Below are 13,703 nucleotides of genomic sequence, written 5' to 3'. Positions count from 1 at the left end.
GGCACCAAAGGCCGAAAGGACAGCACTGGCGTAGTTTAGTACCGCTCGAACCCCCTGTGCAGTTCCCAATCGGTAATGCGGCGGTCGTATTCGAACTGCTCCCAGTGTGCCGTATGGACATAATGCTCGAGCACGCCGTCGCCGAGCGCCTGCTTCAGCATCTCCGATTTCGCCAGCGTCTCGGTGGCATCACGCAGGGTCTTCGGAATTTCCGGCAGCTGCGAGGCTTGATAGGCATCGCCGACGAAGGGTTTTTGCAGGTCAAGCTTTTCGTCGATGCCGGCAAGGCCGGCCGCGATCAGCGCGGCGAAGGCGAGATAGGGGTTCAGATCGGCGCCGCCGATGCGGCATTCCATGCGGATGCCCTTGGTGCCCTCGCCGCACAGGCGGAAACCGGCGGTGCGGTTGTCCTCGCTCCACATGATCTTGGTCGGCGCGAAAGTGCCGGCCTGGAAGCGCTTGTAGGAGTTGATGTAGGGCGCCAGGAACCAGGTGAATTCCTTGGCGTATTTGAGCTGGCCCGCCGCCCATTGCTGGCCGAGCGTAGACAGCGTCCATTCGGCATTCTTGTCATAAAAAAGCGGCGTCTTGCCGTCGGCGCTCCACAGCGAATTATGGATGTGGCTGGAATTGCCGGCCAGCCCGTAATTGTACTTGGCCATGAACGAAATCGCCTTGCCTTCAGACTCGGCGATCTCCTTGGCGCCGTTCTTCAGGATGACGTGGCGGTCGGCCATGTCCAGCGCCTCGGCATAGCGGACGTTGATTTCTTCCTGGCCCGGACCCCACTCGCCCTTGGAGTTCTCGATCGGTATGCCGGCCGCTTCCATCTCGTTGCGCAGCCGGCGCATGACGCCTTCTTCCTTGGTGGTGATGCCGATCTGGTAGTCGCCGATATAGGGCGAGGCTGTGTCGAGGCCTTGCCAGTGCTTCTTGCGAGCGGAATCGTACGTTTCGCTGAACAGATAGAATTCGAGCTCGGAGGCGAAATAGCCGATATAGCCGCGCTCGCTCAGCCGTTTGACCTGCTTCTTCAGGATGGCGCGCGGCGAATGCGGCAGGTCATCATGGGTGTGGTGGTCGAGCACGTCGCAGATCACCAGCGCCGTCTTTTCCAGCCATGGAATGCGCCGCAGCGTCGACAGATCGGGCTTCATGACGAAGTCGCCGTAACCCTTCGACCAGCTCGCCGCCTTGTAGCCGGGCACCGGCTCCATATCGATGTCGGCGGCCAAGAGATAGTTGCAGCCATGCGTCTCATCATGGGCGGAATCGACGAAATACTGGGCCAGGAACCGCTTTCCCGCCAGCCGCCCCTGCATGTCGACGATGCAGGCGAGCACCGTGTCGACCTCCCCGCTGGAGACCGCCTTCTTCAACTGATCGAACGAAAAATTTCCGGCCATTCTTGCAAGCTCCGCCGCCTTTGTGGCGCTTCGAGAGTTCAAATCTGGACCCGGCCGCGAGAAGCGGCCGGGTGTTTTTGGGTTCGAGACAGGTCAGGCTTTCTGCGCGTGCTCCAGCGCGAACTCTTCTTCCGGCGACAGGATCAGCTTGTGACGGCCGACCAGCCCGAAATAGACGATCGCGATGGCGAACCACAGCGCCACCCACACCACGCCCTTGGTGAAGTTCGCGTCCTGAATCTGGTAGAGCAGGGTGACCACGCCGATGACGATCGTCAGCACGGCGCCCGGGACGCCGAGCGGGCTGCGATAAGGACGCTCCATGTTCGGCTGGTTCTGACGCAGCAAGATGAAGGACACCGCCTGCAGGATGTAAGAGAACATGGCGCCGAACACCGCCATGTTCAGCAACACCGAGCCGATGAGCGAACCGGCAGTATCGCCGCCAAGCGCGAACCACATGATCAGCATGATGCCAAAGCCGACGATGGCGCCCGCAAACATCGCCACATAGGGAGTCTTGTAGGATTTGTGGGTCACCGACAGCGCCGACGGGAAATAGCCCGCGCGGCTAAGCGAATAGACCTGGCGGCCCATGGCGAAGATGATGGTGTGGAAGCTTGCGATCAACCCAATCAGCGCGATGAGGCCAAGCAGCACTGCGCCCGAGTCGCCATAAATCGCCCGGAACCCGTCAAGCAAAGGCTCGCCGGAAGTGGCGAGTTTGAAGGAACCGACTCCGACGACCGACGGGTTGAGCAGCACGATCATGAAGGCCGAGACGATCAGCGTCAGCATGCCGGCGATAATGCCGCGCGGCATATCGCGCTTGGGGTCGACCGACTCTTCGGCCGCCAGTGGAAGCTGCTCGATCGCTAGGAACAACCACACCGCGAAGGGCAGCGTCGCCAGCACGCCCGAGAAGCCGAACGGGAACATCGAGCCATTGCCTTCGGGAAGCTCCACCGCCGCTCCGTCCGGGCCGACACCGATGTTCAGCGCCCAGCGCGAAAAGTCCATGCTCGGAATGGCGCTGATCCAGAATACGATCAGCACGGCGAGCGACAGCAGCGTCACGACCAGGGTGACGCGGAAGGACAGCGCGACGCCGAAAATATTCAGCGCCAGGAACACGGCATAGGTCACCAGCCACCAAAGTGGTGGCCAGACGCTGGAGTCGGGAAAGGCGACCGACCAGATACCTCCCATGTAGGAGCCAATGAAGAAGGCGATGACGGCGGGCGTCACAACATACTCGACGTTTTCGCAAAGTCCGGTGATGAAGCCGCCCCATGGCCCCATCGCCGTCCGGGCGAAGGAGTATGCAGCGCCGGTGTGCGGCAAAGCCGGGCTCATCTCGGCGATCGAGAAGACGAGGCCGATATACATGATGGCGATGATGATGCCGGCCACCAGCATGCCGCCCCAGCCGCCCGTCCCGAATCCGAAATTCCAGCCCGAAAAATGTCCCGATATGACGGCACCGACGCCGAGCGCCCACAGATGCCAGACATTGGCGTGACGCACCAGTTGCCGGTTCTCGAAATAAGATTTGTCGCGCTTCGCGTATGCGACGCTGCCGACTTGCTTCGTATTACCGCCTGCCATTTGAAAGTCCCCTTCTTCTTGTCAGTTGACCGGTTCCACCGGATGGCCGAGCCCGCGCCGGCCAGATCCCTGGGATCCGGATGACGGCTCGAGATCGGACAAAATCCCCGTGAGCAGATCCGCCCATTTTCGCTGCCCGGCTTCGTCGGATATTTCGTCGTTGCGGATTTCGATCATCGCGCAGGGTAGCCCCCGCGGACGCGCGTGCCGTTCCAGCGTGAAATAGACGCGATCGGCCGGCGAATAGGGTTCGTTGATGCCGACCGTGACGCCGGCGAGCCGCTGCAGCGCGACGACAAGCGGCGCTGCCAGCCGGCGATCCTCGTCATGGATGATGCCGATGTGCCAGGGCCGGCTCATACCTTTGTAGACCGGGGTGAAGGAATGGATTGAAACCAGCCGCGTCTCGAACCCGCGCGCCAGCCTTTTGTCGATGATACTCGCGACCGCATCATGGAAGGGTTGCCAGGACAGAGCGATGCGCGCGGCGCGCTGCTTTTCCGACAGGCCGGTATTGCCCGGAATGGCCGTGGTCTCGCTGACCGGCGGCACCAGGTCGGGCGCGTCCAGTGGCCGGTTGCAGTCGATGACAAGGCGCGAAATGCGGGTCTCGACCAGTGTGGCGTCAAGCGCCTCGGCCATGCGGCGGGCGACCGGGAGCGCGCCGGGGTCCCAGGCGATGTGGCGGGAAAGCTCTCCGGCAGCAAGGCCGAGCGTTCCGAATTCCGGCGGCAGGAAGTTGGAGGCGTGATCGCAGGTCAGCACGAAAGGGCTCGATCCGCCAAGGTTCGTCACCCTCACGGTTTCAGGCGATGCAAGGCTGGCGGGCCGTGCTGTCTCCATTTTTTCAGTCCCCGGGGAGCGCTGTATCGTATATTACGTATTTTGTCTCATTGCGTCCCTGTGGATGATTTCATACAGTTTATCCGGCTTTGTCAAACGCGATTTCGGGTCAAATGCGATTTCGGCAAAACGGCCAGGGTGGGAAAAGATGATTTCGAGCATTGCCGAACTGATCTCGGACCGCATCGGCACGATGCCGGCGGGCGAGCGCCGCGCGGCGCAAACGCTGATCGCCAATTACCCGCTGATCGGCCTGAAGACGGTCGCCGAGTTCTCAGCTGCCGCCGGCGTTTCCTCGCCGACCATCCTGCGTTTCGTCGCCCGGCTCGGCTTGCAGAACTACCCGGAATTTCAGTCGGCGCTGCAGGACGAGCTGGCGGCGCAACTGCAGTCGCCGGCGTCCCGGACGCTCAACCCGCCATCGCCGAACGGCGGCGCAGTGTCGCCGATGCTGGAGGCGACGCTCGATAACATGCGCGAGACGTTCAGGCACCTGTCCGACAAACAGCTTGCCGACATCGTCGCAAAGCTTGCCGACCGGCGCGGCAAGACCTTCCTGATCGGTGGCCGCTTCACCGATCCACTGGCGCGCTACATGGCCGCCCACCTCGCCATCATCCAGCCCAATGTCTTTCACCTCGCCGGACAGGAAAGCGTCTGGCGCGACCGGCTGATCGACATGGGAAAGCGGGACGTGCTGGTGATCTTCGACATCAGGCGCTACCAGGACAGCTTGGTCCGTTTCGCCGAGACGGCGCATCAGCGCGGCGTGCAGATCGTGCTGTTCACCGACCAATGGCTGTCGCCGATCGCTCGCTTCGCCCGCCATGTCATCGCCGGGCGCACCGCCGTGCCCTCGGCTTGGGACTCTTCGGCGGCCCTTTTCGTCGTTGCCGAAACGCTGATCGGTGCCGTCACCCGGCAGCTCGAGGCCGACGGCGCCAAACGAATCCGCGAGCTGGAAAGCCTGCGGTAGCGGGCGCCGTCGATGCCGTAGATGCCAAACCCGAGCGCGGCAGGCCGCAAACGCAAAACGGCCCGCACTGAGGCGGGCCGTTTTGGTTATTTGGTTGCGGGGACACGCAACCACCGATGCCGACATTTGGTAACCACGCCGATATGACAACGGCTTGTGCATCGATGATAGTCGAAAATCCCTCTAGGGTTCGAGGCCCGGAGGACGTATTCAACTCTTGATTGAGAGAGGCTTTTTCGTGGGCTGGGATCGTTACGCTATTCAGGCGGTACATAGAGACCTACTCCTTGAGGTCCACTCTGTAGCCATTCTTACCCTGCAGGGAAGCATGGCGAAGCTTCCCAAAGCGAGGCCTTCTAACGGCAGCTTTGGCTGTTCGATGAAAGCTTCCAACGGCCATAGGCAATCGTTCGTCTACAGTTCTCGAAGGCCGCAATGGGGCCGCAAGCGGAATGGCAGCTTTGGACCTCAAACCTCCAATTTGCGGACCTTCAGGTCGGTACGAGTATCGTCGTGACGTGTGATGGGTTTCGGATGCCGGCCCTCTACTGAGATGGCGTGGCTCCGATGCCGGCGTCCGGAAGCCTCCAGGGAAGGAACCCGCGGGGTGGAGATCTCGGTTTCGAGTCTATGGGGATTTGACGGTTCGGCTTGGTCCGTTGTGACCGCACCGACGGGCTTGGTGGGTGGGCAGGCGTAGCTCGACGGGCTGGCGATGGCGGTGCGCATAGCGATGCGGCCCTTGAAGAGCGGGCGGTTTCGGCGCTGCAGATGGTGCAGGACATGCGACCGGCCGGAGACGCCCGATCGCATCGGTCCGCCGACGACCAGAGCCCTCGGCGGGCATGCAGAGCGATGAAGAGCGGTTTGGGGTCATGGCGCCCTCGTCCATGGCGGCGCGCGGGCGCGGTCGCCGCCGCGTTCGAAGGTCTCGATGACGATCATCCTGCCGCCGCAGCATGGACATGGCGGCCGCCAATCCGATGGCGTGGCGGCATCGGCGCCCGTTCCGTTGCATTCGGCCTTGGGCTGCGGCGCGGCGAGAAGTTCGCGAGCGCGCGCGATGTTGGCCTTGCGGTTGGCGCTGGCAAGCAGTCCGTAGTGGCGGATGCGGTGGAAGCCCTTGGGCAAGACATGGAGCAGGAAGCGGCGGATGAACTCGCCCGCTTCCAGCGTCATGGTCCGGAAGCGCTCCTTCCCGTTGCGACGGTAGTCCTTGACGCGGAACGTCACGCCGGTCTCATCGAGCGTGATCAGGCGGCTGTTGGAGATGGCGACGCGATGGGTATAGCGCGACAGGTAGGCCAGCACGGCCTCGGGTCCGGCGAAGGGCGGCTTGGCGTAGACGAACCAGTTCTTCTTCTTGAGCGGTGCCAGGAAGGCAGCAAAGGCGCGCTTGTCGCCGAGGCCAGCATTGTCGCCGAAGAACCTCAGCCGGCCGGCGGCATGGGCATCAGTAAGCTTCGCCAGCAAGAGCCGCCCGAACAGTTTTGAGAGCACGCGCACGGGCAGGAGGAAGCCGGGCCGGCAGGACACCCAACGCTCACCATCGAGCGAGATGCCGCCACCGGGCACGATCATGTGGACATGCGGATGATGGGTCATCGCCGAGCCCCAGCTATGCAGCACGGCGGTGATGCCGATGCGGGCGCCGAGATGTTTTGGATCGGCGGCGATGGTAAGCATCGCTTCCGAGGCGGCGCGGAACAACAGGTCGTAGATCACCGCCTTGTTGGGATAGGCGATACCGGCGATCTCGGCCGGCAGCGTGAAGACGACGTGGAAGTAGCCGACCGGCAAGAGATCGGCCTCGCGTGCGGCGAGCCATTCCCTTGCCGTCGCGCCTTGGCACCTTGGACAGTGTCTATTCTTGCAGCTGTTATAGGCAATGCGACGGTGGCCGCAGTCCTCGCACGCCTCGACGTGACCGCCAAGCGCCGCGGTGCGGCAGGTCTCGATCGCCGACATCACCTTTAGCTGGCCGAGGCTTAAATGGCCGGCCTGGGCCGCGCGCCAGGCGGCGCCATGGCGATGGAAGATGTCGGCGACCTCCAGGGACGGGCGGCGCACCGCCGCCGCGTCACCTGTCCGGTCGTATCTCGCCCTCTGTGAGCAGGCTGATCCGGTCGAGCGGACTCATCACGGTGTGGATCGTCTTGGTGGCGACATGGGCATAGAGCGCGGTCGTATTGAGCCGGGCATGGCCGAGCAGGACCTGGATGACGCGAATGTCGACGTCCTGCTCCAGGAGATGTGTGGCGAAGGAATGCCTCAGGGTGTGCGGCGTTACCCGCTTCTTGATCTCGGCGGCCTCCGCCGCCGTATGAACGGCGCGGTTCATCTGCCGCGTGGAAAGTGGCGTGATCGGGTTGCGGCCCGGGAACAGCCAGCCCCGCGGCAGCATCACGCCGCGGCGTTTGCCCTGGCGCCACCAGGCGCGCAGAAGCCCGAGCAGTTGCGGCGACAGCATGGCGTGGCGGTCCTTGCGCCCCTTGCCCTGCTCGACGCGGATCAGCATGCGCGTCGAGTCGATGTCACTCACCTTGAGCGCCACGATCTCCGACACCCGCAACCCCGCCCCGTAGCCCGTGCCGAGCGCGGCCTTGTACTTCGGACCTGGTGCGGCTTCGAGCAGCCGCGCCACCTCCTCGACGCTCAGCACCAGCGGCAGCTTGCGCGGCTGGCGGATGATGGTGAGACGGCGCGAGAGATCGGGCCGGTCGAGCGTCACGGTGAAGAAGAAGCGAAGCGCCGAGACCGAGCTGTTGATCCCCGGCGGCCGCATGCCGCTCTCGGTCTGGTGCAGTTGGAAACGCCGCAGATCCTCAGCCGTCGCGGTATCAGGCGACCGCCCGATGAAGGCTGCAAACGCCTTCACGCAACGGATATAGTCACGGCGTGTATCCTCGGTGAAGCCGCGCATGGACAGGTCTTCGATCATGCGCTCGCGAAGTGCGCTGCCGGATGGATGCGTAGGGACGGTCATCGGATGCTCCTCTCAAGCTGAAGGTTGACACTTCATGCTCGGAGGCCGATGGCCGTCCGTCACCCCTGATCGATTAAAGCCTCACCGATGCTGCCAACGAAGCACGCCTCAAACCCCGCGCCCCTCCCGCGAGCGGGTTCGTTCAATGACCCCTTCCGGACCTTCCTGAGCGTTTTTTTGCTGGATAGCGGAAATCCGGCAGGCGCCATTTACCGTCTATCCCGCAGCCCGCCACGGGCCGGCCAAGGTCACCGCCTTCATCGAGATGCACATCTTGGCCGAGAAGCGGAGATCGTCATCACCAGAGGCACGAAGTGTCCAGAGCTGCCGCCCCAGATCAGTCGCGTGTCAGGAAATGAGGCCGGTGTTCGAAGGTAATCTGGAATCCCCTGGCCGTCAGAAACCCTCGTGCGTGCGTGGTGTCTCGATTGCCGATCCGGGAAACCCACTCGGAGAACAACCGGACCGCCCGTCTGTTCATGTGCCTTGAAGGGCACACCAGCCAATAGCCTGGGAATTCGATGACGTCGAACTCGGCCGACAGCGGAACCAGTGCGCCGCTCGCCAGATCGTCGAATGCGATTGACGTGCTGTCCAGCGCAACGCCCACTCCGTCTTTGGCCAGTTGTATCGACATCGATGATCGGTCGAGGCGGTAGGGATAGGTCATGTTCGCACCCTGGATGCCGTTGCGCGGCAGCCAGTAGTCCCACCGGAAATAGGCCTTCACGCTGTCGATGAGCCGGGCGTGGCGCAGCTGCTCGCGCGGATCGGACGAGATCGCTCGCAGTTGCGCCAGATATGAAGGCGAGCACATCGGGAGGATGAGGTCGTTCACCACGCAGGCAGAGTAGAGGCCGGCCCATCCGCCGTCGCCGTAACGAAGGTCGAGGTCGATCACCTCCGTCTCGAAATCGGAAAAATTAGGCGTCGCGTCGACCCTGAGTTCCCAGGTGGGATATTCGCCGCTGAATTCCGCCAGGCGCGGCGCCAGCCATTTCTCGCCAAATGAGGGGCTGACGCGGATGCTGAGTTGAAAGCTCTCCCGCTGCCTGACGATCGCATTGCGTACTTCGCGCAGCGATTCGAAAGCCTGGGTAGCCGTCTGGTAGAGCCGCTCGCCGTCGATGGTCAGCGAAAGGTGACGCTTCTCGCGGCGGAAAAGTCGTACCCCGAGCTGATGTTCAAGCAGCCTGAGTTGCTGGCTGACCGCCGACGGGGTGACCTTTAGCTCCTCGGCGGCCTTGGCCACGCCGCCCAGGCGCGCCACCGCCTCGAAGTGGCTCATCGAGTTCAGATTGAGATCAGACATCAGTCGTCAGTTTAGCTCAGCTACATAGAGCGTTAAGAATCGAAAATTGAGTGAAGTGTCAATTGGTCTCATCTTGATCGCGTCTCGGGAGGAGATGCCGGATGGGAGCGAATGCCGCCAAAGCGGCGGGCAGCGATGCAGGAATCGCTGGCAGTGAACTGCCGGCCCGCACGCTGATCGATGCTGCAGAAATCGAGAAAAACTACGGCGCGACCCGCGTGCTGCGTGGTGTGGCCTTCCGCGTGAGGGCAGGTGAAATCCACGCACTGCTGGGTGGCAACGGCGCCGGCAAAAGCACGCTGATCCGCATCATCACCGGGCTGGCATCGCGCGATGGAGGCACGATCCGCTTCGCCTCCGGCCGCAGCGGGCGTGAAAGCCCGATCATCGCGGTCGTCCACCAGGAGCTTGCGCTGCTGCCCGAACTCTCGGTCGCCGAGAACATCGGCATTGTGCACGCGGCATCCGGCTTCTCGCGAAGCAGCATGCGCCGGATGCGGCAACTCGCGCTCGATGCGCTGGGCCTCATCGATCCGGCTCTGGCAGGAAAGATCGTCGATGAGCCGGCGGGCAGACTATCGCTGCACGAGGGCCAGATTGTGGAAATAACACGTGCACTCTCGACCGGTGCCGAGGTGCTGCTGCTAGACGAGCCGACCGCCAACCTCACGGCGGCCGAGTCGGCGAAGCTCTTCGGCGTGCTCAAGCGGCTGGCGCAGGAAGAAGACATCGGCATCGTTTTCGTCTCGCACCGGATGAAGGAGATCCGCGAGCTCTGCGACGTGTGTACCATCCTGAGGGACGGTAGAAGCGTGTTAAACGCCGCCCCGCTCGCCGGATTGAGCGACGGCGAAATCGTGCAGTACATGGGGCAGCCAGCGCATCGCGCCGCGACTGAGCGCAGGCCGTCTGCCGCCGCGGCAGGCGGCGCACTCACGCTGGCGGGGCCGGAAGACACCCGCATCGAGGTCCGGCCGGGCACGGTGCTAGGGCTTGCCGGTGCACCGGCGGGGCCTACCGGGCTGATCGCGCCGCTCGTCGGGGCGGGAAGCGGCGACGGCTGGAGCATCTCCGGCGATGGCTTTCGGGGCGCCTTCCGGTCGCCCGCCCACGCGGTCAGGGCCGGCGTCGGCTTCATCTCGGGCGATCGGGCGACCAAGGGGATACTCTCGCAACTGCCGATCATCGACAATGTGGTGGCCGCACGCCGGGTCCGCCAACGAACCCAACTGGTGCGCGCGGCCGAGAGGCCGCAATGCCTGGACCTGGTGTCGGCGCTCAAGCTGAAGGCCGGGTCCATCTGGGACATGCCGTCCTCGCTCTCCGGCGGCAACCAGCAAAAGCTGCTCGTCGCGCGCTGGCTGAACCTTCCGCTGCGCATGGTGGTGCTGGAGGAGCCGACGCGCGGCGTGGATGTCGGCACCAAACGTGAAATCTACACCCTGATCCGCCAGATGGCGGACGCGGGCGCGATCATCGTGTGGTGGTCGACCGAGAACGTCGAACTCATCGAACTTTGCGACGCGATCTTTGCCTTCGACACCGAAGGGAGCCCGCGGGGATTCCTGCCCGAAGACCGTTTCACCGAGGAAAGCCTCGCCGAACTGACGGGGATGGCTGCATGACCGAAGCGACAAATCACATGGCAACCACTCAGGAGGGGCGCGGCCCGAGGATGCGGGCTCCAGGGATCGTCAAATCCTACCGCACGGAACTGGCCATCGCCGGCGCGATCGTCGTGCTGATGCTCGCGGTCGGCATGTACGTGCCCGCCGCGCTGAGCACCGGCAACATGCGCAACATCATCCAGGCCGCGGCGCCGCTCATCATCATGTCGCTTGGCGTCTTTCTGGTCGTCGTCACCGGCGGCATCGACCTATCGGTCGGCTCCGTGTTCTCGCTGACGGGAATGGTTACGGCGCTTGCCATGGCGAACGGCGCCGATGCCTTTACGGCGAGCCTCGCCGGGCTTTCGGTCGGCCTCGTCTTCGGCGCGATCAACGGGTTTTTGGTGACTATCGTGGGTCTCGCTCCCTTCGTCGTCACCCTCATCACCTATGCCGTGGCCGGCAGCCTCGCCTTCATCGTCACCAACGGGCGCTCGATGCCCATCGGCGCGCCGAATTTCTGGCTGCTGAACTCGGGCGAAATCATCCCGGGTGTGCCCAACCATCTGCTCTTCTGCATCGTGCTGATGGTCGCGCTGGAATATGTGCTTCGCAAAGTGGTCGTCGGCCGCTGGTTTTATGCGGTCGGCTCGTCGGCGACAGCCGCCCGGCTGCTGGGCATTCCGGTCCTGCGCATCAAGTTCGCAGCTTATGTCGCGTCCAGCCTGCTCGCCTCCTTCGCCGGGCTGCTCACCGTCAGCTACATCCTCAACGCCGAGGCGATGGCGGGCGCAAGCCTCATGCTCCAGGCAATCGCAGCCGTCGTGATCGGAGGCGCGAGCCTCTTCGGGGGAACCGGCAGCGCCATCGGCGCCGTGCTCGGCGCACTGATGATCACCGCCATCCAGAACGGCGTGAACCTGATCGGCGTCAACAGCTTCTGGCAGGGCTCCGTTACTGGAACGGCCATCCTGCTCGCGGTGCTGATCGACCGATTCAGCCATAGCAAGCGCACCTAAATCTTCACAAAGGGAGGAACCAAGATGAAGACCGGAACCACAGTCCTACTCGCAGCCCTTGTGGCCGCCGCCATATCCGGCTCGGCATATGCGCAAGACAAGAAGACCGTCGCCTATATCGCGCCCTCGCTCGACATCTCCTACTGGCAATGGGTGGGCTATGGCGTGAAGCAGAAGGCGGAGGAACTCGGCATGGACTATGTCGAGTTCACCTCCGAGAATTCGCCCGCCAAGCAGATGGACAATGCGCGCACGGCGGTGACGAAGGGCGTCGACGCCATCGTGATCGGGCCGGTCAGCTCGACCTCCACCCCGCCACTGCTCGACTACTTGGAGAAGGAAGGTGTTCCGATTGCCTTCGCCGGCATTGGCCCGCAGCCGGGGCTGACCAACTTCACCTCCTCGGTTACGGCCAACAACTTCGAGACCGGCAAGGCTCAGGCCAAGTTCACCTGCGAATTGGCCAAGGAGCGGGGCGGCAACAAGGTCGGCATGCTTTCGCTACCGCAGGATCGTGAGAACGCGCAGAAATATCTGGCCGGCGCCAAGGAGGCCTTCGAAGCGGAAGGCTGCGACCTCGTACAGATGCTGGAAACGCGCGGCCTCACCATCAACGAGGCCGTGACGCAGGCCAACGACCTGCTGACGGCCAACCCCGACATCAAGGCCATCTACGGCATGTATGACGAGGCCGGCACCGGCGCGGCCAAGGTGCTGGAGACCCGCGGCCTCACCGGAAAGGTCGGCGTCACCGTCGCCGACGGTTCGCCGACGACCATCGGGCTCCTCAAGCAGGGCGCGATCCAGGGCATCTTCTTCCAGGAGGCGGTCGGCCAGGGAATCGATGGCACCCAGCAGGTCTACAACGCGCTGACCGGCGCGCCCGTGACCCAGAACCTCGCGCTTGTCATGCCGCTGGTCACCGCCGACAAGGTCGACAGCCCCGAGGCGCAGAAGGTCATCGCCCGCGTCTTCCCCCCGAGCAACTGACCGCTCGCAAGATGCGCCCGCCGGCTGCTCCGGCGGGCGCGGCAAGCAATGAGGAGCGCATCGTGGCCGAACTGCCTTTCATCGACCCGCATCACCATCTCTGGGATCTCGACACCAACTACTATCCGTGGCTGACGGACGGCGTAAAGCCGGCTGCGTTCGGCGACTACAGCGCCATCCGCAAGAGCTACGTGCTCGACGACTATCTTGAGGATGCCAGGAACCAGAACCTGGTGAAATCCGTGCACCTCGACGTCGGCTTCGACCCGACGGACCCGGTTGGCGAAACGAAGTGGCTGCAGGAGATCGCGGACACACGCGGCTTTCCGCATGGCATCGTCGGCTATGCCGACCTGTCGAAGCCCGACGTCGGCGAGCTTCTCGACCGGCACATGCAGTATCCGAACTTCCGCGGCATCCGCCAATCCATGAACTTTCATGCCGATCCGGCCAAGACCTATCAGTCGCGGCCGGAGGTGAGCCGCACGCCGGAATGGCGAGGGGGCTTCAAGGAACTGGCGAAGCGCGGGCTCAGCTTCGACCTGCAGCTTTATTACCCGCAAATGCCGGAATTTCTCAATCTCGCCCGCGATTTCCCGGACGTGCAGATCATCCTCGACCACACCGGCATGCAGGTCGACGGGCCCGACCATTTCAAGGCCTGGAAGCAGAATATGCGCCTGCTCGCCCAGGCGCCTAACGTCGCCTGCAAGATCTCCGGCCTTGGCATGGGCGACTGGACGTGGACGACGGAATCGATCCGTCCCTATGTCGAGGAAGCAATTGCCGCATTCGGCGTCGAGCGATCGATGTTTGCGACCAACTTCCCGGTCGACAAGCTCTTCTCGAGCTTCGACGCCATCCTGAACGCATTCAAGCAAATAACGAGGGAATATTCCCACAGCGAGCGGCTGGCGCTGTTCCACGACAACGCCGCGCGCTTCTACCGGCTGTAG

11 protein-coding genes are annotated in these 13,703 nt (G+C 63.4%); 5 read left to right on the top strand and 6 right to left on the bottom strand.

The genetic code is table 11. The features are described from left to right. Positions 1 to 35: 35 nt before the first annotated feature. From ACWTU8_RS00110 to ACWTU8_RS00100, 3 genes are all read right to left on the bottom strand, one after another. Complete coding sequence (locus ACWTU8_RS00110) at positions 36 to 1,406, bottom strand: glutamine synthetase family protein (RefSeq protein ID WP_455846571.1); 1,371 nt, start codon at positions 1,404 to 1,406, stop codon at positions 36 to 38. Positions 1,407 to 1,499: 93 nt separating this feature from the next. Beyond that, on the bottom strand, positions 1,500 to 3,014 hold the full coding sequence (locus ACWTU8_RS00105) for an amino acid permease (protein ID WP_455846570.1): 1,515 nt from the start codon (positions 3,012 to 3,014) through the stop codon (positions 1,500 to 1,502). A 21-nt stretch (positions 3,015 to 3,035) separates the two neighbouring features. After that, positions 3,036 to 3,857 (bottom strand): N-formylglutamate amidohydrolase, encoded by an 822-nt coding sequence (locus tag ACWTU8_RS00100; protein WP_455846569.1) that lies wholly within the window; start codon positions 3,855 to 3,857, stop codon positions 3,036 to 3,038. A 148-nt stretch (positions 3,858 to 4,005) separates the two neighbouring features. Between ACWTU8_RS00100 and ACWTU8_RS00095 the strand changes: the two genes are divergently transcribed. Further along, positions 4,006 to 4,833 carry a MurR/RpiR family transcriptional regulator gene (locus ACWTU8_RS00095; protein WP_287115143.1) on the top strand — a complete coding sequence of 276 codons (828 nt, stop codon included), beginning with the start codon at positions 4,006 to 4,008 and terminating at the stop codon, positions 4,831 to 4,833. Positions 4,834 to 5,706: 873 nt separating this feature from the next. On the opposite strand, the gene ACWTU8_RS00090 is transcribed toward ACWTU8_RS00095, so the two are convergent. The 3 genes from ACWTU8_RS00090 to ACWTU8_RS00080 form a co-directional block, all read right to left on the bottom strand. Next, the gene (locus ACWTU8_RS00090) at positions 5,707 to 6,903 is read right to left on the bottom strand and encodes an IS91 family transposase (protein ID WP_027153292.1); all 1,197 of its coding nucleotides are present in this window, start codon (positions 6,901 to 6,903) and stop codon (positions 5,707 to 5,709) included. A gap of 10 nt (positions 6,904 to 6,913) precedes the next feature. Further along, positions 6,914 to 7,819, bottom strand: a complete 906-nt coding sequence (locus ACWTU8_RS00085) for a tyrosine-type recombinase/integrase (RefSeq protein WP_455846568.1) — start codon at positions 7,817 to 7,819, stop codon at positions 6,914 to 6,916. 337 nt (positions 7,820 to 8,156) lie between these two features. After that, entirely contained in the window at positions 8,157 to 9,107 is a 951-nt protein-coding gene (locus ACWTU8_RS00080) for a LysR substrate-binding domain-containing protein (RefSeq protein ID WP_455848342.1), read from the bottom strand. 125 nt (positions 9,108 to 9,232) lie between these two features. On the opposite strand from ACWTU8_RS00080, the gene ACWTU8_RS00075 reads away from it, so the two are divergent. The 4 genes from ACWTU8_RS00075 (at position 9,233) to ACWTU8_RS00060 (ending at position 13,703) form a co-directional block, all read left to right on the top strand. Then, positions 9,233 to 10,756 (top strand): ATP-binding cassette domain-containing protein, encoded by a 1,524-nt coding sequence (locus ACWTU8_RS00075; RefSeq protein WP_455846567.1) that lies wholly within the window; start codon positions 9,233 to 9,235, stop codon positions 10,754 to 10,756. A 17-nt stretch (positions 10,757 to 10,773) separates the two neighbouring features. Continuing rightward, complete coding sequence (locus tag ACWTU8_RS00070) at positions 10,774 to 11,757, top strand: ABC transporter permease (protein WP_455848341.1); 984 nt, start codon at positions 10,774 to 10,776, stop codon at positions 11,755 to 11,757. Between the two features lie 24 nt (positions 11,758 to 11,781). Beyond that, on the top strand, positions 11,782 to 12,747 hold the full coding sequence (locus tag ACWTU8_RS00065) for a substrate-binding domain-containing protein (protein WP_027153297.1): 966 nt from the start codon (positions 11,782 to 11,784) through the stop codon (positions 12,745 to 12,747). Positions 12,748 to 12,809: 62 nt separating this feature from the next. Next, positions 12,810 to 13,703 carry an amidohydrolase family protein gene (locus tag ACWTU8_RS00060; RefSeq protein ID WP_455846566.1) on the top strand — a complete coding sequence of 298 codons (894 nt, stop codon included), beginning with the start codon at positions 12,810 to 12,812 and terminating at the stop codon, positions 13,701 to 13,703.

This window comes from Mesorhizobium sp. BHbdii, from assembly GCF_053848045.1.
This window is presented reverse-complemented; position numbering and strand designations above follow the sequence as displayed.

Coding starts and splice junctions, on each gene's coding strand:
- ACWTU8_RS00110 (WP_455846571.1), bottom strand. CDS start 1,406: ATGGCCGGAAATTTTTCGTTCGATCAGTTGAAGAAGGCGGTCTCCAGC.
- ACWTU8_RS00105 (WP_455846570.1), bottom strand. CDS start 3,014: ATGGCAGGCGGTAATACGAAGCAAGTCGGCAGCGTCGCATACGCGAAG.
- ACWTU8_RS00100 (WP_455846569.1), bottom strand. CDS start 3,857: ATGGAGACAGCACGGCCCGCCAGCCTTGCATCGCCTGAAACCGTGAGG.
- ACWTU8_RS00095 (WP_287115143.1), top strand. CDS start 4,006: ATGATTTCGAGCATTGCCGAACTGATCTCGGACCGCATCGGCACGATG.
- ACWTU8_RS00085 (WP_455846568.1), bottom strand. CDS start 7,819: ATGACCGTCCCTACGCATCCATCCGGCAGCGCACTTCGCGAGCGCATG.
- ACWTU8_RS00080 (WP_455848342.1), bottom strand. CDS start 9,107: ATGAGCCACTTCGAGGCGGTGGCGCGCCTGGGCGGCGTGGCCAAGGCC.
- ACWTU8_RS00075 (WP_455846567.1), top strand. CDS start 9,233: ATGGGAGCGAATGCCGCCAAAGCGGCGGGCAGCGATGCAGGAATCGCT.
- ACWTU8_RS00070 (WP_455848341.1), top strand. CDS start 10,774: ATGGCAACCACTCAGGAGGGGCGCGGCCCGAGGATGCGGGCTCCAGGG.
- ACWTU8_RS00065 (WP_027153297.1), top strand. CDS start 11,782: ATGAAGACCGGAACCACAGTCCTACTCGCAGCCCTTGTGGCCGCCGCC.